The organism is Streptomyces sp. Je 1-4 4N24 (assembly GCF_026239515.1).
In the GTDB taxonomy this organism is placed as follows: Bacteria; Actinomycetota; Actinomycetes; order Streptomycetales; family Streptomycetaceae; genus Streptomyces; species Streptomyces nigrescens.
The window spans coordinates 6706671-6725877 of sequence record NZ_CP110836.1; the positions used below are offsets into that span (position 1 = coordinate 6706671).

The 19207-nt window shown below is 73.0% G+C and carries 14 protein-coding genes and 1 pseudogene; 6 read left to right on the top strand and 9 right to left on the bottom strand.

The annotated features are described in order from the left end of the window. Positions 1 to 88: 88 nt before the first annotated feature. The 5 genes and pseudogenes from SLV14N_RS29260 to SLV14N_RS29280 all read right to left on the bottom strand — a co-directional run bounded on the left by SLV14N_RS29260 (position 89) and on the right by SLV14N_RS29280 (position 6513). Positions 89 to 1606 (bottom strand): NAD(P)/FAD-dependent oxidoreductase, encoded by a 1518-nt coding sequence (locus tag SLV14N_RS29260; RefSeq protein ID WP_208684948.1) that lies wholly within the window; start codon positions 1604 to 1606, stop codon positions 89 to 91. Positions 1607 to 1700: 94 nt separating this feature from the next. Further along, entirely contained in the window at positions 1701 to 2327 is a 627-nt protein-coding gene (locus SLV14N_RS29265; protein WP_208684949.1) for a DUF4126 domain-containing protein, read from the bottom strand. 360 nt (positions 2328 to 2687) lie between these two features. Next, positions 2688 to 3305, bottom strand: coding sequence for a TetR/AcrR family transcriptional regulator (locus tag SLV14N_RS29270; RefSeq protein ID WP_026169738.1), 618 nt, complete (start codon positions 3303 to 3305; stop codon positions 2688 to 2690). Positions 3306 to 3340: 35 nt separating this feature from the next. Further along, positions 3341 to 5549 (bottom strand): annotated as a pseudogene (locus tag SLV14N_RS29275) (YhgE/Pip family protein). Continuing rightward, positions 5521 to 6513 (bottom strand): ATP-binding cassette domain-containing protein, encoded by a 993-nt coding sequence (locus SLV14N_RS29280; RefSeq protein WP_263271738.1) that lies wholly within the window; start codon positions 6511 to 6513, stop codon positions 5521 to 5523. The pseudogene SLV14N_RS29275 and the gene SLV14N_RS29280 overlap by 29 nt, the downstream one beginning before the upstream one ends. Before the next feature lie 230 nt (positions 6514 to 6743). Here SLV14N_RS29280 and SLV14N_RS29285 point away from each other — a divergent pair, with 230 nt between their 5' ends. The 3 genes from SLV14N_RS29285 to SLV14N_RS29295 all read left to right on the top strand — a co-directional run bounded on the left by SLV14N_RS29285 (position 6744) and on the right by SLV14N_RS29295 (position 8969). After that, positions 6744 to 7229, top strand: coding sequence for an SAV_6107 family HEPN domain-containing protein (locus SLV14N_RS29285; RefSeq protein ID WP_208684952.1), 486 nt, complete (start codon positions 6744 to 6746; stop codon positions 7227 to 7229). A gap of 312 nt (positions 7230 to 7541) precedes the next feature. Next, positions 7542 to 8297 (top strand): methyltransferase, encoded by a 756-nt coding sequence (locus tag SLV14N_RS29290; protein WP_018090237.1) that lies wholly within the window; start codon positions 7542 to 7544, stop codon positions 8295 to 8297. Between the two features lie 258 nt (positions 8298 to 8555). Continuing rightward, positions 8556 to 8969 carry a DUF3040 domain-containing protein gene (locus tag SLV14N_RS29295; protein WP_208684953.1) on the top strand — a complete coding sequence of 138 codons (414 nt, stop codon included), beginning with the start codon at positions 8556 to 8558 and terminating at the stop codon, positions 8967 to 8969. A gap of 330 nt (positions 8970 to 9299) precedes the next feature. On the opposite strand, the gene SLV14N_RS29300 is transcribed toward SLV14N_RS29295, so the two are convergent. From SLV14N_RS29300 to SLV14N_RS29315, 4 genes are all read right to left on the bottom strand, one after another. Continuing rightward, complete coding sequence (locus tag SLV14N_RS29300; protein ID WP_263271741.1) at positions 9300 to 11732, bottom strand: transglutaminaseTgpA domain-containing protein; 2433 nt, start codon at positions 11730 to 11732, stop codon at positions 9300 to 9302. A 157-nt stretch (positions 11733 to 11889) separates the two neighbouring features. Continuing rightward, positions 11890 to 13242 (bottom strand): DUF58 domain-containing protein, encoded by a 1353-nt coding sequence (locus SLV14N_RS29305; RefSeq protein WP_263271742.1) that lies wholly within the window; start codon positions 13240 to 13242, stop codon positions 11890 to 11892. Then, entirely contained in the window at positions 13242 to 14261 is a 1020-nt protein-coding gene (locus SLV14N_RS29310) for a MoxR family ATPase (protein WP_208684958.1), read from the bottom strand. The genes SLV14N_RS29305 and SLV14N_RS29310 overlap by 1 nt, the downstream gene beginning before the upstream one ends. Before the next feature lie 231 nt (positions 14262 to 14492). Beyond that, positions 14493 to 15053, bottom strand: a complete 561-nt coding sequence (locus SLV14N_RS29315) for a carbonic anhydrase (RefSeq protein WP_208684960.1) — start codon at positions 15051 to 15053, stop codon at positions 14493 to 14495. 506 nt (positions 15054 to 15559) lie between these two features. Between SLV14N_RS29315 and rsmH the strand changes: the two genes are divergently transcribed. From rsmH to SLV14N_RS29330, 3 genes are read left to right on the top strand one after another with little or no spacing between them, the layout of a single operon-like run. Beyond that, positions 15560 to 16528, top strand: coding sequence for a 16S rRNA (cytosine(1402)-N(4))-methyltransferase RsmH (rsmH, locus tag SLV14N_RS29320; protein WP_263271743.1), 969 nt, complete (start codon positions 15560 to 15562; stop codon positions 16526 to 16528). Continuing rightward, a complete protein-coding gene (locus tag SLV14N_RS29325; RefSeq protein WP_263271744.1) occupies positions 16525 to 17184 on the top strand; it encodes a septum formation initiator family protein in 660 nt (219 codons plus the stop codon). Before rsmH ends, SLV14N_RS29325 begins: the two co-directional genes overlap by 4 nt. A 7-nt stretch (positions 17185 to 17191) precedes the next feature. Next, positions 17192 to 19198, top strand: coding sequence for a penicillin-binding protein 2 (locus SLV14N_RS29330; RefSeq protein ID WP_263271746.1), 2007 nt, complete (start codon positions 17192 to 17194; stop codon positions 19196 to 19198). Positions 19199 to 19207: the final 9 nt, after the last annotated feature.

Genomic DNA, 19207 nt, shown 5'->3' on the forward strand with positions numbered 1-19207 from the left:
ACCGGACGGGCGGCGCCGCGGCGGCCGCCCCCTTCTCTTCAGGTCGAGCCGTGCCTCACGTAAAGCCGCGCCAACGTAAGACCGTGCCTCACGTGGAGCCGTGCCAGTCGTCGCCGTTCACAATCAGGCCCGCGACGATCGCGCCGGACATCCCGGCATGCGCCGGACCGCCGCCCGGGTGCGACCAGCCGCCGACCGCGTAGAGCCCCGGTATCCGGGTGCGGTTGCCGGGCCGCAGGAACCGGCCCTCCTGGCCCGCCAGTGCCGGTCCCGGCACCAGCGCGTCCTCCAACGGGGGCAGCACCTCCCGCCACAGCACCCGCTCCCGCAGCCCGGGAACCGCGGCCTCGGCGATCTCCACCATCCGCTCCGCGTAGGCCGCCACGGCCTCCCCGTCATGCCGGTCGACCGGCCCGTGCGGAGCCACCGTCGCGGTGAGGGTGACGGCCTCATGGGCCTCGTCCGGCCGGGTCGCCGGGTCGTCCGGGCGCAGCACCGTCACCGTGGGCCGGTCACAGGGCGTCCGCAGCCCGGACCCGTCGCCGAACACGCCCGCCAGCTCGGCCGTGCGGTCCGCGGCATGGACCACCGTCCGGTGCGCGGCGTCCCCGGGGCGGGCGCCGCGCAGCGCGAGACAGACCGTGAGCCGGCCGGTGGCACGGTCGCCCGGGCCCAGGTCGGGGCGGACATCGTCCGCACCCCATGGCTCCCGCCCCCGGCAGAGCTCCACGAGCCGCACCGGATCGACGCCCGCGACCACGAACTCCGCCTCGGAGACCCGGCCGTCGGCCAGCTCGACGCCCGCCGCCCTGCCGTCCTTCTCCACGATCCCGGTCACCGCTGCGCCGAAGCTGAATTCCACCTTGCGCGCCACACAGCGCTCGTACAGTGCGTCGGCCAGCGCCCGCATCCCGCCGCGCGGGTACCAACTCCCGAAGGTCTGCTCCATGTACGGCAGCACGACGGCGCTCGCCGGGGCGCTGCGCGGGTCGAAGCCGTACGCCAGCGCATGGCTCTCCAGCAGCGCGATCAGCCGGGGATCGGCCAGCTCGCGGCGGGCCACCTCGGCGAGGGTGGCGGTCGTGGGGCCCTTGCCCCGGCCGAACAGGCCGCGTCTGCGCACCGCCGGATACGGATCGCGCCCCAGCACCCGCCAGTCCTTCCACAGCGGCTCCTCCAGGAGCGGCCGGCGGGTGGCGTCCCAGGCCTCGCGGGCCCGGCCCACCAGCTCGCTCCAGCGCTCCCCGGAGCCCGCGCCCAGTGCCTCGTCCAGGGCCGCGAGCACGCCGGCCCGCGAGGCGTTCGGCAGCGAGACGGCCGTGCCGTCGGCGAAGACATGGCGGGCGGCGGGGTCGACCTGGGTCAGCTCGATGCAGCTCTCCAGCGGCTCCCGGCCGGTCTTGAGGAACAGATCGCGGTAGACGGCCGGCAGATGCAGCAGCCCGGGCCCCGTGTCGAAGGTGAAGCCGTCCCGTGCCAGCCGCCGCACCGCGCCGCCATGCGTCGCGTCACGCTCGAACACCGCCACCCGGTGGCCCGCGACGGCCAGCCGGGCAGCGGCCGCCATCGCGCCCATCCCGGCGCCGATCACCGCAATCCGTGCCATGCCTGCGACTTTATCCGGACCCACTGACAACGCCCGCACGGCCACGGAGGGCCGGGCCCGGCAGCGGCCGTGCGCCACCGGTCGGAGCCCGCCGTCAGGTCACCGGAGGCGCCGCACCGTCCACCGCGGCCGGCCGCTTCGCCTTCTCCGCCCGCCGCTGCCGCCGCCGCTGGAGGAATCTGCGGATCCGCGACCACAGGAAGACCACCACCGCGATCCCCGCGGCCAGCAGCGTTCCCGCGATGACCGCCGCGGCCACCGGATGGAAGACGGCGAAGGCGATGAGCCCCGCGACACCCAGATCCTCGGCCAGGCTCAGCACGATGTTGCTGGCCGGCTCCGGCGAGGTGTTGACCGCGATCCGGGTGCCCGCCTTGACCAGATGGCTCAGCAGCGCCGTGGAGCCGCCCACCGCGCCCGCCGCCAGCTCGGGCAGCGAACCGTTGTGGCCGGCCAGCAGCGCCGCCACCACGCCGCCGGAGACGGGCCGGATCACCGTATGGACGGCGTCCCAGACCGAGTCCACGTACGGGACCTTGTCGGCGACGGCCTCGGCCACGAACAGCACCCCGGCCACGATCAGCACATCGGGCCGCTGCAGCGCGGCGGGCACCTCGTCGGTGACGCCGGTCGCGCCCAGCAGACCGAAGAGCAGGACGACGGCGTAGGCGTTGATCCCGCTCGCCCAGCCACTGGTGAACACCAAGGGAAGTACGGACACGTCGCAGATCGTAGGCCCCAACTGGGGGCCGGTGCTCAGGTTTGAGTATCCGTACTCAGACGCCGAGATGAGTAGGTACGCGGATGGGCCGGAGGCCGCCCGGACGGAAGAGTAGGGATCACGGAAGGGAAGCGGCGCCGCACCGCCGACACGGGGCGGCGGAGCGGCGCGGCTCCCGGACGTGACGGGGGAACACGGGGGAGCACGGGGGAAGCGCTGTCCTGGTCGGATCGGAGGGGGAACGATCCGTGCCAGGGCAGCGCACACTTTTGTGCGGGCCCAGGGGGAAGAAAAAGGGGTGCGCGCCGTACCTGACCGCTCCGGCGCGCACCCTCTCTCCGGTTCCGGGGGACCCCTCCGTCACTGCGAGGGCCGGCCGCTGATCCGTCCCTGGAGCAGCCGCGACAGCGCCGCGTGCACCTCGTCGATCGACCGGTCCGGCTGGTAGGACTGCCAGTCCAGTGCGGCCACCAGGACCATCCCGAACAACGCCGAGGCGGTCAGCGGGATATCGATCTCCTCGCTCAGCTCCTCGCGGGCGACCGCCTCCCGCAGCACGTCCTCCACCACCGTGATGGCCCGCTCCCGCACCACCATCAGCGTCGACTGCCAGGCCCGGTTGGTGCGCCACAGCTCGGCGACGTAGAGCTGGGTGAGCGCCGGGTAACGGGAGATGAAGTCCAGCCCGGCCCGGATCATCGCGTCCAGCGCGTCGATCCGGCTGCCGCCCCGGTCGGCCACCTCCTCCGCGGCCGCCTGCAAGGACGTCGCCAGCATCTCGATGCCGTGCCGCAGCAGCTCTTCGAAGAGCACGTTCTTGCTCGCGAAGTTGTAGTAGACGGTGCCCTTCGCGACACCCGCCCGCTCGGCGATCTCGTCCACCGTGGTGGAGGAGAAGCCCTGTTCGGCGATGAGCGTGACCGCGGCCTCGAAGAGCTTGCGCCGGGTGGCGTCGCGGCGTGTATTGGAGCTGTCCATGGGGGCGATTGTGCCGCCCCCCGACAGGTGCGTGCTCACAGGCTCAATTCCGGATGCAGGTCCTTCATCCGCACCACCTGGCGGCCGCGCGCCGTCAGGGACGTCAGCGCGAGCGCCCCCCGCGGTGAACGCCAGCAGCACCACACCGCCCTGCCACACGGGCGCGAGATCCCCGCCCGTGATGAGCCGGCGCAACCCCTCCACGATGTAACTCATCGGCAGATACGGGTGGATGGCGGCGAAGAAGCCAGGGCTGGTCTGCACCGGGTAGGTGCCGCCCGCCGAGGTCAGCTGGAGCATCAGCAGCGCCAGCACCAGGATCCGCCCGGCCGGTCCGAACTGCGCGTTCAGCCACTGAACGATTGCCGAGAAGCACGCCGTGACCAGGACGAGGAAGCCGATCGTGCCGGCCGCCCGCACCATCTCCAGACCGATCGCGAAGTGCAGTACGGACATCAGCGCCGCGGTCTGCAGCACCCCCACACCGAACACCGGCAGCCACCCGGACAGCGCCACCCGCCAGGAGGCCGCTCCCATCGCCAGCGCCCGCCGGTTGAGCGGCTGGATCAGCATGTACGCCACCATGGCGCCGACCCACAGGGACAGCGGGATGAAGTACGGGGCGAACCCGGTGCCGTAGTTCGGCGCCTTGTGGGCCGCGTCCGAGGACAGCTGCACCGGGTCGGACATGACCAGGGTGTGCGCGTCGCGGTCCTTCTTGCCGTAGTCGGGGATCTGCTTCGCCCCGTCGTGCAGCCCGCCGGCCAGCTTCTGCGAACCGTCGGAGAGCTTGAACATGCCGCCGTTCAGTGTCTGCGCACCGTCCTTGAGCCTGCCCACACCGGAGTCGAGGTCGCCGATCCCGGCCGCCGCGCGGCCCGTACCGTCGTGCAGCCGGTGCGCACCGTCGTTGAGCGTGTCCGCGCCGGCGGCCAGCCGGGCATTGCCGGCGGCCAGTTTGCGCGCCCCCGACGACACCTTGTGCGCACCGTCGTTCAGATCGTTGATCTTCTTGACCGCGGCGTCCATGTCGGCGCCCAGGGTGGGCCCGCGCTGCGCCAGCTCGTTCGCCAGGGAGTGCAGCGTGTCCAGATCCCGGCCCAGTTGGTCGAGGTTCTCCTGGTCGTGGACGTACCCGCTGACTTCCTCGGCCTTGTCCGCCGCGGTGGCCGCCTCCTCCTTGAGCTGCTTCAGCTCCGCGCAGGAGGTGTCGAGCTGCACCCCGCCCTCACAGCGCAGCCGGTAGTAGGCGGCCATGTGGTCGGAGATCCCCCGGGAGAGCTTCGCCCCCGTGGAGGCCGCGGCGGGGAGCTTGTCCAGGTGGTCACGGACCGCCTGCGAACCGTCGGCGACGAGCCGCGCCGCCTCGCCGATCTCCTTGCCGTGCGCCCGGATGAAGGGCCCCACCTTGCCGACGACTCCGTTGACCTTGTCGGCCAGCTGCTGGGTGCCCTGCGCCACCTGCCCCGAACCTTCGGCCAGTTGGCGCGAACCGTGGGCGGCGGTCCCGGCTCCCCGGGCGAGATCGGAGCTGCCCCGGGAGAGCCGCCCCGCGCCCGCGTCGAGGTCGCCCAGGCCGGTGACCAGCTTGCCGCTGCCGTTCTTCGCGGTGCCCAGGCCGTCGGCCAGCCTGCCCGTGCCGTGCTTGGCCCGCCCGATGCCGTCCTCGAGCCGGTCGGCGCCGTCCGCGGCCTGTTCGGTCTTGCCGTGCAGCGTCGAGAAGGAGACAAAGATCTTGTCGAGGAAGGTGCGCGACGACTTCGTGGAGGCCGCGGAGCGCACCTCGGAGAACACCGTCCGGGAGATCTGCCCGACGATGTAGTTGTTCGCGTCGTTCGTCCGCACCTTGAGGGCGCCGGTCTCCGGATGCTCCCCGGAGCTGGAGGCGATCCGCCGGCTGAAGTCCTTCGGGATGGACAGCGAGAGGTAGTACGAGCCGTCCTCGACGCCCCTGGCGGCCTCCTTGGCGTCCACCGGCCGCCAGTCGAAGGTGTGGCTGTCCCGCAGCCCCGAGACGATGCTGTCGCCCGCCGAGATCCGCTTCCCGTCGACGGCCGCGCCCGTGTCCTCGTTGACCAGCGCGACCGGAATCTTGTCCAGCCGCCCGTACGGGTCCCAGAAGGACCACAGGTAGAGCGCGCCGTACAGGAGCGGCAGCAGCAGGAGGGCGGCCAGCGCGGCGCGCGGCAGCTTCCCCCTGCCGAACCGCTTCAGCTCAAGCGCGGCCAGTTTCGGCGAGCGCATCGGCTGCCCCCTCCTCGTCGCCGTGCCCGTCGGCGGCGGGGGCGCCGGCCGGTGTGCCGTCCGCACTGTCCGCGCTGCCGGTGCCGTCCGATCCGGACGGGCCGCCCTGGCCGCCCTCCTCGGCCGCACCGGCCTCGCCGTCCTTGCTGTCCGTGGTGCTTGAGGTGCCCGTGGTGTCCGTGGTGTCCCTCGCGTCCGGGACGTCCGGGGTGGCGGTGGGTGTGCCGGGTGCGCCCTCGGGCGAGGAGGGCTCCGACTGACTGCCCGTACGCACCAGCACCACGTCCGCGTCGCCCTCCGGCGGCTCGCTGCACACCGCGAGCACCGTGGTGCCGGCCGCCGCGAGGCCGTGCAGCATCTTCCAGGCCGCGGCGCGCTCGTCGTCGGACAGCTTCAGATCGGTGTCGTCGACGGCCAGCAGCCGGGGGCCGCCGATCAGTGCGAGCGCCACGGACAGCCGCAGCGCCTCCAGCCGTTCCAGGTCGCGCACGGACGTACGGATCCCCTTGGGCAGCGTCTCCAGGTCGAGGCCGGCCGCCGACAGCGCGGCGTCCACCAGGGCGCGGGCCGCGGCCCTGCGCTCCTGCCGCGGCCGCAGCAGCGCCCGCAGCGAGCCGCCGAACCGCCCCTGCAGCAGGGCGCGTTCCCGCAGATGCTCGCCCACGGTGAGCGCCGGATCGAGCTCGGCGACCCCCGGCACATGGGCGAGCGCGGTGACGGACCGGACCGCGGCCTTCTTCTTCGGCAGCGGCAGTCCGCCGACCTCGGCGGTGCCCGCGGCGGACTTCATCCGGCCGGTGAGCGCGAGCAGCAGACACGTACGGCCCGAGCCCGAAGGGCCCTGTACGGCGATCAGTGAGCCGGGCCCGGCCGTGAAGTCGATGTTCCGGAACGCCCATCCGCGGGGGCCCTTGACCCCGAATCCCGCGGCCGTGACCGCCGCCCCGTGCGGGGTGCTGTCCACGATCCCCTCCCCTGAACTGACTGGTCAGTTCAAAAAGTATGCCGCACCCCACCCCTCGTTCCGCAAGGGGATGCAGGGAATCCGTTCCCGCGCCTCCGCGGGCGAACCCATCCCCTTTCCGACGAAAGTGCAGGTCAGTGCCGATTGTCAGTGGTGCACGTCACGATGGGCTCATACGGTCCGAATCGGCATTCGGTCCCGAACCGGCATGCGACGACAGGAGGTTCGTCATGGCAGCTCGTCCCGACAGGGGCAGCTCCGCTGCGTACGGTCCCCCGAGTGATGTCCACCCCGTCCTGCGGCGGGCGACCGCACCACCCGCCGCACTCGACCTGCTCACCCAGGCCCAGCAGGGCCTCGACGAAGCACAGAGCCTCGAAACCCCCAACGAGCAGTTCGCCACGGCCCATCTGGCCGCGCTGCGCACCGCCGCCGCCGTCCTCGCCGTCCGCGGCCGGCCCGAGACCACCGTGCGCCGCAGGCAGCGTATCCGCAGCGCCTGGGAAGTGCTGCCCGAGGTCGCGCCCGAACTGGCCGAGTGGAGCGCCCTGTTCGCCGCCGGCGCCGCCCGCCGCGCAAAGGCCGAGGCCGGTATAGCGGGCGCGGCCAGCCGTCGTGACGCCGACGATCTCCTGCGCGACGCCGCCATGTTCCTGCGCCTGGTGGAGCGGATGCTGCTCCTCCAGCCCTCACTGCCACCCCAGAGGGCGGGGTGAGGCGCGGCTGATCCCGGGGGCGGAGGTGGAGGAGGGAAGAGGGAAGAGGGCGAAGCGGTCGCCCCAGCGCGGCCACCGGGCCCGGCCTGTCCGCCCTCCCGCCCGCCGCCCCTCTCCTCCCGCCTCCCTCGCCACCCCCGTCCCCCTCCGTCCCGACCCCTCCGTCCCGACCCCCCGTCCCGACCGTCTCTGCCCGCCGCCCCGCCGAGCGCCACGTTCGCTCCGGGCGGCTCCGCAGGCGGCGGACGGCGCGGGACGGAATAGGGTGGTGGACGCCTAGACGTTCATGCCCCCGCCGAGGAGCCACCCGCCGTGTCTGACCCGCTGCGCCCGCGCGCATCCCTTCGTACCGCCGTGGTCTGGGAGGTCCTCAAGGACGCCCTGGAGCGCCGGGTCAAGGCCGCCGGCCGCGACGCCCTGGACGTCCTCGACACCGGCGGCGGCACCGGCAACTTCGCCGTGCCGGTCGCCCGCCTCGGCCACCGCGTCACGGTCGTCGACCCCAGCCCCAACGCCCTCTTCGCCCTGGAGCGCCGCGCCGCGGAGGCGGGCGTCGCCGACCGGGTACGCGCGGTCCAGGGTGACGCCCACGGCCTGTTCGACGTCGTCGAGCGCGGCGGCTACGACACCGTGCTCTGCCACGGCGTGCTGGAGTACGTCGACGACCCGGCCGAGGGCGTCCGCAACGCCGTCGACGCGCTGCGCCCGGCCGGTACCCTCAGCCTGCTCGCGGCCGGCCTGGGCGGCGCCGTCCTCGCACGCGCCCTCGCGGGCCACTTCACCGAGGCCCGCCAGGCCCTCACCGACCCGGCCGGACGCTGGGGCGAGGGCGACCCGGTGCCGCGCCGTTTCACCGCCGAGCAGCTCACCGAGCTGGTGTCCGCCACCGGCCTGGAGGTCGGCGCGGTCCACGGCGTACGCGTCTTCGCCGACCTGGTCCCGGGGGTGCTCGTGGACACCGAGCCGGGCGCCATGGAGGCCCTGCTGAAGCTCGAGGCGGCCGCCGCCGAACAACCCGCCTTCCACTCCGTGGCCACCCAGCTGCACGTCCTCGCGGAGCGCGACTGACCCACGCGGCTCACGCGACTACCGCGTGCAGTCGGCCACAGACCACCCGATCAGCCCCTTCGCCCCGTATGATCGGGGTACGACGTTCCGGCATGACGGATAGGCGGGTGGGGAATGCAGGCAGCATCACCACCGGTCGCCGTGGCGGCCCGGACAGTGAACTGGCGTCGAGGGGCGGGTTTCACGGGGGCGATTCCCTGCCTATCCTGAAAGGGTCGCACCCGGTCGCCCCCCGCGACCGACGAGTAGGAGGACTCCGTGCCGCTCTCGGAGCACGAGCAGCGCATGCTCGAGCAAATGGAGCGAGCGCTGTACGCCGAAGATCCCAAGTTCGCGACAGCGCTTGAGGGAAGCGGGCTGCGTACGTACACCCGGCGACGGGTCTACCAAGCGGTCGCGGGCTTCCTGGTGGGTATCGCCCTGCTCATGGCCGGTATGGTCGCGCAGCAGATCTGGATCAGTGTGGTGGGCTTCCTCGTCATGCTCGGCTGTGCCGTGCTGGCGGTCACCGGCTGGCGCAAGGCTCCCAAGCCGGGAGAGCAGCAGTCCGGTGCGGGTGCCGGAGGTGGCACAGCTGCCCCGGCGCGCCGTCAGGCCAGGCAGCGGCGCTCGATGATGAACCGTATCGAGGACCGCTGGCAGCGGCGCAGGGACGAACAGCAGGGCCACTGAGCCACGACGGGCCCGTGGGTTTTCCTCGAGCCCGTCGAGAGCGTGGTCTTGGGTGAATCTCTCGCGCCCTCGGGAGACGTTTCTTTTCGTCGTTGTTCCAGTTGCGGCTTGCGGCGCTTTGCGTCACTCTTTCCCGCCGAGTTTTGCCGTTGCAGTTCGCCGTCTCCGGCCCGCAGTTCGTCCTCCGGTGGGTCCGATGGTTCTCCGCTGATTCCCGGCCTGAGGTGCGCAACGGCGTGCTCCGTCGGCGCCGGAAGGCAGAAGGTGCTGGGGCCACCCGATCCGGTCGGGCGGCCCCAGCACCTTTCTCATGTTTTTCGTGCCGCGCGGTCATGCCCGCCGCGGGCCCGGCCGGAGGGCGGCCAGCGCGCGCCGTGCCGCGGTCACGGGGCGGCTGGTACGGCACCGCAGCAGCAGCGCCGACCAGCGGGCCGACCAGGCCCAGCGGAGCCGGGCCGCGGAGCGCGGGGCGAGCTGGGCACGCAGCCGCAGACCACGGCTTGCGCCGGCCCGCAACCCGGCCCGCACGAGCTGTACGTCCAGGGCGAGTCCGGACACCGGCTGCGGTTGCGGGGCGTACAGGACCTGCTCGACCGCCGCCGCTGCTCTGCGGGCGGCCGCGGCGGGCTCCGGTTGCAGATCTCCGATGCGGATGATGCGCTCGGCGGCCTTGCGCGGGGTCAGTGACTCGTCCGGCAGGATGCCGAAGTCCCAGGCGGTGTCCAGCAGCTCCCGCCAGGCGGCGAGGGTGCCCGCGGCCATGCCGCCGTCCGTACCCGCCAGTCGTCCGGAGCGTATGCGGAGGCGCCACAGCAGCGGGCCCGCGGGCAGCAGCAGGACGAGCACCGCGGCCAGTGCTATGAGGGCGATCGTCCAGGGGGACGAGCCGCCAGCCGGCGGGCTGGTGCCGGACTCCGCGGGCAGCGAGATGCAGGCCTTACCGGAGCCGGGCCGTTGCTCATCGGGGCCACAGGACGGGGCGGTCGACGGGCCCTCCGAGGGGGCCGTGGACCGGGAGGGCGCGGGGTCCGGGCTGCCCGGGTCGGGCGTGTCCGGGGTGTCGGGGTACGCGTAGTCCGGGATGCTGCCGCGGCTCGGGGTCGGTTCGAAGCGGGTCCAGCCGATGCCCTGGAAGTACAGCTCGGGCCAGGCGTGCGCGTCCTTGAGACCGACCGAGGTCGTGCCGTCGGGCTGCTTGGTGCCGGGGGTGAAACCGACCGCTACCCGGGCCGGGATGCCCAGTGTCCGGGCCATCGCCGCCATCGAGAACGAGAAGTGGACGCAGAAGCCCTCCTTCTGCCGCAGGAAGCGCGCAATGGCCTCGGAACCGCTGCCGGCCCGGACGTCCGTGTTGTAGCTGAAGCCGCCGTTGAGCGCGAACCAGTCCTGGAGCTTGACGGCCTTGGCGTAGGTGGTCGGGGCGCCGCGGGTGACCTGGCGGGCGGTGCTCCGGACGACCTGGGGCAGCGAGCGCGGGACCTTGGTGTACTCGCGCAGCAGGTCGGCGGGTGGCGCGGGGGCGTTGGCCAGCTGCTGGGACGTGGGACGGACCTGAAGGCTCTCGACCTGGTACTGCAGGCCGTGGGTGTTCTGTCCGCGGTCCCCGACGAGCGTGCGGCCCTGGGGCTCGAAGCGCCAGCGCCCGGAGATGTCCACCTTGGACGCCGGGTAGGGGAGCGGCAGCCAGTTCTGGGCGTACCACTCGGCGGTCGAGATCGAGGTGTTGACCCGGTTGAGGTCGACCGAGGAGCTGAGGCCGGGCGGTCCCGGCAGCCGCTCGGGGACGTCCGTGACCGTGCGCTCGGACGGCTTCCAGGTCGTGCCGTCGAACTGGTCGAGGGCGACGATCCGCAGATACAGATCGCGGGTGTCGGCGGCGGTCGTGCGGTAGTTGAGGACTTCCTTGTCCTCGGGCTGGTTGAGGCTGTCCTGCAGCGACACCAGGGGGTTCACTGCGGAGATCGTGCCGCCTCCGCCGCCGGGGCCCGCACCGCTGCCGGAGGTGCCGAACAGCCCGCCGCCGAGAGAGGGCAGCAGGGCGGGCACCACCAGGGCGATCCCGAGGACCAGCGCACCGATCCGGCGGCCCGTACGGACCGGGGCCGGGGTGGGACCGCCGAGGGCGGCGAGTCCCTGTCCGCGGCCCGGCGGCCCCGCTCCGCCGCCCGCTCCGCCGAACACCCGGCCCCACTGGGAGAGCCGGTCGCGCCCCTCGGCCAGCAGGAGCAGCAGATAGCCGGCCGCCGCGATCAGGAACCGCAGCCAGCCCGCGCCGCCCTGGGACAGTCCCGCCGCCACCGAGTAGAGCGCGAGCAGCGGCAGCCCGGCGGGTGCGGCGCTGCGGTACGTGACCGCCAGCGCGTCCACGATCAGGCCGATCACCAGCACGCCGGCGATCAGCAGCAGCCGGATGCCGGGGGTGACGGGAGCAGGGGTGGCATACCGGCCGACGTCGCGTACACCGGCCTGCACCAGCCGGCTGAATTCCATCAGGGCGTCCGGGCCCGGCAGCAGCCCGAGGACCGCCTCCCCCGGGGTGAAGAGCAGGGTCATCAGCAGCACGCCGGCCAGGACCTGCGCGCCGATGACGAGCGGTCCGGCCAGGGCGGCCCGGCGGGCGGCCGCGCCCACTCCCGTCACGAGGGCCAGCAGGACCGCCGCCTGGATCAGCCAGCTGATCGGTTCCACCAGTGGCAGCAGTGCGCCGGCGGCACACAGCGTGGCCACCGCCGCACACAGCGCCAGCCGCGCCCGGCCGCTCATGCCTGTGCCTCACTTCGCTCGGGGCCGCCCGGGCAACGCCCGCGCCGGCCGCTGATCCGGCCGCGTGGGCAGCGCGCCCCCGGCCGTCCGTCCACGGGCAGGCCCTCTTCCCTCAGCGGCCGCCCGTCCGTGATCCGCCCACGGCTCACGCTCCCGTTCATGACCGGCCTCCCACCACCGTCTCCGGGGCGCCCGTGCGCTCTCCGGCCGCGCGCCACAGGGCGGCGAGGGTGTCGCCGGGTGTCACCGGCAGCGCCGTCCAGCCGGCCTTGCGCAGCAGCCGCAGGCGTTCGGCCAGCGGGACCTGGCCGTCGGAGAATCTGATGCCGCCGGGGCCCCGGGTCCAGGCGTCGCCGTCCAGGACGAAGGCGACGGCCGCGCCGCTGCGCTGCCGCATCCGCCCGGCGACCGCCGCCTGCTCCTCGTCCAGGTCGCCGAAGAAGGCGACCAGCAGTCCTTCGTTGCCGCCGCGCAGCACGTCGTACGCCGCCGACAGGCCCTCCTCCTCGGAGTGCTCCACGACGGCGAGGGTGTCCAGCAGCAGTCCCGCGGCGTCGGCGGAGTCGGTGCCGCCCGCGAAGCTGCCGGCGCCGTCGGGGCCGGGCACCGAGCTGCCGGTGTCGGTCAGCAGCCGCACCGAGAAGCCGCGCTCCAGCAGATGCACCGCGGTGGAGGCGGCACCCGCCACCGCCCACTCGAAGGCCGAGTCGGGGCCCGAGCCCGGGTGGGCGGTCTCGCGGGTGTCGAGCAGGACCGTGCAGCGCGCTTTCTGCGGCTGCTCCTCCCTGCGGACCATCAGTTCGCCGTAGCGCGCGGTGGAACGCCAGTGGACGCGGCGCAGATCGTCGCCGTGCCTGTAGCCGCGCGGGATGACGTCGTCCTCCCCGGCCAGCGCCGGCGAGCGGTGCCGTCCGTCGCCGTACCCGGCGGCCTCTCCCGCCGGCCGCACCGCGGGCAGCGGTTCGACCCGCGGCACGACCGTCAGGGTGTCGGAGGCGCTGAACGAGCGGGTCAGCTCGCACATCCCGAACGGGTCCGAGAGGCGCAGCTGCAGCGGCCCCAGCGGATAGCGTCCGCGCAGGTCGGAGCGGACGCGGTAGGAGACCTCGCGGCGGCCGCCGGCCTCGACCCGGTCCAGGACGAAGCGCGGCCGGGGCCCGAGGACGTACGGCACCCGGTCCTGGAGCATCAGCACGCCCGTCGGCAGCCGGGAGATGTTCTCCATCCGCAGCCGCACCCGGGATTCGGTGGCCGCGGGCACCCGGGCGGGGGCGAGCGTACGGCTGCCCGCGACGCGGTAGCGGGTGCGGTGCAGGACCAGGACGCACACCAGCGGGAGGGCGGCGAGCAGCAGACCGACCCGCAGCAGATCCGCCTGCCCGAGGAGGTAGGAGCACACCGTGGCGGCCACCCCGGCCGCCAGGAACGACCTGCCCCGTGTCGTCAGTCCCCCGAGGGCCGCCCGCCACCCGTCCCGTTCCGGAGTGCCCTCGCTCCCCCCGTCGGACATCACAACCCCCGTACGCCGGGCGGCTGCTGGCCGGGTGTCCGCCACGGCTGTGCGGACGGCTCGGGAACCGGGACGCGCTGCAGGATCTCCAGCACGATCTGCTCGGCCGTACGGCGGTTCAACTGGGCCTGGGCGGTGGGCAGCAGCCGGTGCGCGAGCACCGCCACCGCCAGCGACTGGACATCGTCCGGGAGGGTGTACTCCCGCCCCTGGAGCGCGGCCGAGGCCTTGGCGGCGCGCAGCAGATGCAGGGTCGCCCGCGGTGAGGCGCCGAGCCGCAGCTCGGGGTGGCTGCGGGTGGCCACCACCAGATCGACGGTGTACCGGCGCACCGTTTCGGCGACATGGACCGTGCGCACCGCGTCGATCAGCTTCACGATCTCGTGGGCGTGCGCGACCGGCTGGAGGTCGTCGAGCGGCGAGGCGCCGCCGTGCACATCCAGCATCTGCAGCTCGGCCGCCGGGCTGGGGTAGCCGATCGAGACCCGCGCCATGAAGCGGTCGCGCTGGGCCTCGGGGAGCGGGTACGTGCCCTCCATCTCCACCGGGTTCTGGGTGGCGACCACCATGAACGGGTCGGGCAGCTCGTAGGTCTGCCCGTCCATCGTGACCTGACGCTCCTCCATGGACTCCAGGAGCGCCGACTGGGTCTTGGGCGAGGCGCGGTTGATCTCGTCGCCGATCACGATCTGGGAGAAGATCGCGCCGGGCTTGAACTCGAAGTCCCGCTGCTGCTGGTCGAAGATGCTGACGCCGGTGATGTCGGAGGGCAGCAGGTCGGGCGTGAACTGGATGCGCCGCACCGAGCAGTCGATGGAGCGGGCCAGCGCCTTGGCGAGCATGGTCTTGCCGACGCCGGGCACATCCTCGATGAGCAGATGTCCCTCGGCCAGCAGCACGGTCAGCGCGAGCCGTACGACCTCCGGCTTGCCCTCGATCACTTCCTCCACCGACCGGTGAACCCGCTCCGCGGTGGTGGTCAGATCGCTGAGGCTCGCTCGTTCGTCATACGTCGTCACTCGGCCCTCCTCGGCCCCGTACTACGGGCCGATGCCCCCTCTGCGGACCCGGCCCACCCCGAAAGTGCGCATCGCGCCCGGCCGGGGCCGGGACGACGGCACCTACGCATTCTTGCTGCCCGCGCGGCTTCGCGTCATGACCTGTGGATAACTCACAAGGTTATCCCCCGGCCTTCCCGGCGAACCCGGCATTCCGGACGGGATCCGGATGCCGGGACGGCCGGGGCGGGGTCAGTTCTGCGGGTCGATCTCCCGCAGCAGACCGGTCGTCACGTCGAAAACGAAGCCGCGGACGTCGTCGGTATGCAGGAGGAAGGGGGAGGTGCGCACCCGCTGCATGGACTGCCGTACGTCCTCGTCGAGGTCCTTGAACGCCTCGACCGCCCAGGTGGGACGCTGTCCGACCTCGGCCGCCAGCTCGTGGCGGAAGTCCTCGGTCAGGCTGAGCAGACCGCACCCGGTGTGGTGGATGAGGACGACGGAGCGGGTGCCGAGCGCCCGCTGGCTGATCGTCAGGGACCGGATGATGTCGTCGGTGACCACCCCGCCGGCATTGCGGATGGTGTGGCAGTCGCCGAGTTCGAGGCCGAGCGCGGCGTGCAGGTCGAGCCGGGCGTCCATACAGGCCACGATGGCGACATTGCGGACGGGCCGGGCGTCCATTCCGGGGTCGGTGAAGGCGGCGGCATAGCGCTTGTTCGCCTCGACGAGACTGTCGGTGACCGTGTCACCGGAGCGCACGGCGGAACCGTCGGCGGAGGGGGGCAGCGGCTGCGACGCAGGTATGGGCATGGATTCAAGGTAATCGGCGGCGGCCTTTTCGGCTGCATGAGAGGTCGGGCATAGGGGTCATCATCACTCCTTGTGAGGTAACCCACAGGTCTGACCGTCTCGCCGCCGTCCGGGTGAGAAGCCCGCGGGAAAGGCGGCGGGAAAGCCGTCGCAGGACGCGCGGAACCGGTTGATTGACCGGGGCAGCCGGTGGACTAAAGTGGCGCGAAGTGGGAGGCGTGACGCTCTCCTTGGATACCGAATTCCTCGCGTGCGCGCGTCGTACGTACGGCTCGGCCTCCTCCCGCTCCCATGGTCTTCCGACGTCACTTCCCCGTCGCCGGAGGGCCACTTCCCCTTCAGAGCGGGCGGGGACCAAGCGGTACGTGCGGCATCCCCCAGCCAGCGGCCGGGGCCCCACCTGCCGCCCAGCCCATCGGAAGGCACATGAGCGAGCGTAGCGAGCGAATCAGGAAGAGGTGCGCGCTCTGCCGAGGCAGGCGGGCCGAGCGCGGCGAGGTCCTCGCATGAACAGCAGCACTCGCCACGTACCCGTCATGCTCCAGAGGTGTCTGGACCTGCTCGCGCCCGCGCTCGCCGAGCCCGGTGCGGTCGTCGTCGACTGCACCCTCGGACTCGGAGGGCACAGCGAGGCACTGCTGTCCACCTTCCCGGCGGCCCGGCTCATCGCCCTCGACCGCGACCCGTCCGCCCTGAAGCTGGCGGGCGAGCGGCTCGCCCCGTACGGAGACCGCGCCACCCTGGTGCACGCCGTCTACGACGAGCTCCCCGAGGTCCTCGACCGGCTCGGGACCCCGCGCGTCCAGGGCGTGCTGTTCGACCTCGGTGTCTCCTCCATGCAGCTCGACGAGGCCGACCGCGGCTTCGCGTACGCGCAGGACGCCCCGCTGGACATGCGGATGGACCAGTCGACCGGCATCAGCGCCGCGGATGTCCTCAACACCTACGCGCCCGGTGAGCTGGTCCGGATCCTGCGCTCCTACGGGGAGGAGAAGCAGGCCAAGCGGATCGTCGAGGCCGTCGTCCGCGAGCGCGCCAAGGAGCCGTTCACCAACAGCGCGCGGCTGGTCGAGCTGATCCGTGACGCGCTGCCGCAGGCCGCCAAGCGCACGGGCGGCAACCCCGCCAAGCGCACGTTCCAGGCGCTGCGCATCGAGGTCAACGGGGAGCTGGCGAGCGTGGAGCGCGCCGTCCCGGCCGCCGTGCGGGCGCTCGCGGTGGGCGGCCGGATCGCCGTGCTCGCCTACCACTCGCTGGAGGACCGCCTGGTCAAGCAGGTGTTCGCGGCCGGTGCGGCCAACACGGCGCCGCCCGGGCTGCCGGTGGTCCCCGAGCGCTACCAGCCCCGGCTCAAGCTGCTGACCCGCGGCGCCGAACTCCCCACGGAGGAGGAGATCGCCGAGAACCGCCGGGCCGCCCCCGCCCGGCTGCGCGGCGCGGAGCGCATCCGCGAGAGCGTCGAGGACACCGCATGAAAGGCCAGGGGCCGCGCGGCAGACAGAAACGCCTCGCCGCGCTGTTCCCCTCCGGCGCGGGTGCCCGCGGCACCGCGGCCCGCACCCCTTTCGTGCTCCTCATCGTCGTCCTCCTCGGCTCCGGCCTGATCACCTTGCTGCTGCTGAACTCCGCCCTCAATCAGGGGTCGTTCGAGCTCAGCAAGCTGGAGAAGCAGACCGAGGAGCTGACGGACGAGCAGCAGGCGCTGCAGCAGGACGTGGACGCCTACTCGGCACCGGGCGCGCTGGAGCGGCGCGCCCGGAAGCTGGGGATGGTGCCCGGCGGCACTCCGGTGTTCCTGCTCCCGGACGGCACGGTCCGCGGCCGGCCGAGCGTGGCCGGGCCGACGGGGGCGCCGCTGAGCAGCTCCGCCGCGCCGTCGCCCCTGGGCACCACCACCCGTACCGCGCTGCCCCGTCCGGCGGTGCCGCCGGTCCCGGCCCTGGCCGGGGTGCTGGGCCCGGACAGCGCACCGGGCACCGAGGCGACACCGGCCGATCCGGCCACCCTGGCCTCCCCGCCCCCCTCGGCCGCCCCGGCGTCCCTGACCTCGTCCGCCTCGCGCGCCCCGTCCGGCGGCGCCGCCCCCACCGCACCCGCGCCCGCCCCCTTCCCGACGACCTCCGGCAGGTGAACGCGGCATGACCGAGTCCAGGGACCCTCGCCGGGTGCCGCGCCCCGCCCAGCGCGGGGGCCGGGCCGGCAGCGGTGCCGGACGCCCGCCCGCCGCCAAGCGCCCCGCGGCCCGCCCCGGCTCCCGGCCCGGCCCGCCCCGGCCCGCCGCCCGCCCCGCGCGCCCCCGCTCCGGGGCCCCGGCGCTCCGCCTCGGCAGCCCGCGCCCGCGGCTGCGGCTGGTCTCCCTCGGTCTGACGCTGATCATGCTGGTCTTCGTCGTACGGCTCTTCCAGGTGCAGGCCGTGGACGCCGGAGCGTTCGCCGCCAAGGCCAACGAGAACCGCTATGTACCGGTCAAGCTGGCCGCCGAGCGCGGTGCGATCACCGACCGCAACGGCGTGGACCTGGCCACCACCGTCGACGCGTACGACATCACCGCCGACCCGAGCCTGCTGGCCCCGGGGAAGACCAAGATCGACGATGCACCGCAGCGGGCCGCCGCGCTGCTCGCCCCGGTCCTCGGCGAGGACAGGGCCACCCTGGCCAAGAAGCTCGACCGGCCCGAAGCGCGCTACGCCCTGCTCGCCCGGCAGCAGACCCCGCAGGTCTGGAAGAAGATCAAGGACCTGCGCAAGACCCTCGACAGCAAGGCGGCCGCCGCCCCCAAGAGCGCGCCCCGCCCCAACGTCCTGGTGGGGATCTTCGCCGACAAGCACAGCAAGCGCCTCTACCCCAACAAGAACCTCGCCGCCGGCGTGCTCGGCTTCGTCAACGGCGCAGGCAAGGGCGGCGGCGGCCTGGAGGCGCGCCTGGACAAGCAGCTGGCGGGCAAGGACGGCAAGCTCGTCTACGCCCAGTCCGGCGGCCGCCGGGTACCCACCGCCGACACCCAGGAGCACCCCGCCGTCCCCGGCAGCGACGTCGAGCTGACCCTCGACCGTGACATCCAGTGGGCGGCCCAGCAGGCCATCACCGAACAGGTCGCCAAGTCACAGGCCGACCGCGGCTATGTCGTCGTCCAGGACACCCGCACCGGGGAGATCCTGGCGCTCGCCAATGCGCCCGGGTTCGACCCCAACGAGGTGTCGAAGGCCGATCCGGAAGCGCTGGGCAACGCCGCGCTGTCGGACGCGTTCGAGCCGGGCTCCACCAGCAAGGTGATGTCGATGGCCGCCGTCCTGGAGGAGGGCGTCGCCACCCCGGCCACCAGGGTCACCGTGCCCAACCGGCTGCACCGGGGCGACCGGCTGTTCGCGGATGACGTCGACCACGAGACCTGGCATCTGACCCTCAACGGGGTGCTCGCCAAGTCCAGCAACATCGGCACGATCCTCGCCACCGGCCAGCTCGGCAAGACCCAGCCCGAGGCCAACCAGGTCCTCTACTCCTATCTGCGCAAGTTCGGAATCGGCAGGCCGACCGGGCTCGGCTTCCCCGGGGAGACCGACGGCATCCTGGCCAAGCCGCAGGACTGGAACACCTCGCAGCAGTTCACCGTCCCGTTCGGCCAGGGGCTGTCCCTCAACGCCGTACAGGCCGCCTCCGTCTACTCCACGATCGCCAACGGAGGGGAGCGCATCGCCCCCTCCCTGGTCCGGGGCAGCACCGGCCCCGACGGGCACTACGCACCGGCGCCCAAGCCCGCGAAGAACCGCGTGATCAGCCAGAAGACGGCGGCCACGCTCGCCACCATGCTCGAATCGGTGGTGGACGATGAAGAAGGCACCGGAGCGAAGGCGAAGATCGACGGCTACCGGGTCGGCGGCAAGACCGGCACCTCCAACCGGGTGGACCCCCGGACCGGCCGCTACCACGGCTACACCGCCTCGTTCGCCGGCTTCGCCCCCGCCGACAAACCCCGCATCACGGTCTACTGCGCCGTCCAGAACCCCACGACGGGCAGCTATTTCGGCGGCCAGGTCTGCGGCCCGATCTACCAGCAGGTCATGGCCTTCGCGCTGAAAACCCTCCAGGTCCCGCCGACCGGCGCCAAGCCCCCGCGGCTGCCGGTCACCTTCACGCCAGGCCAATGAAATCGAGGC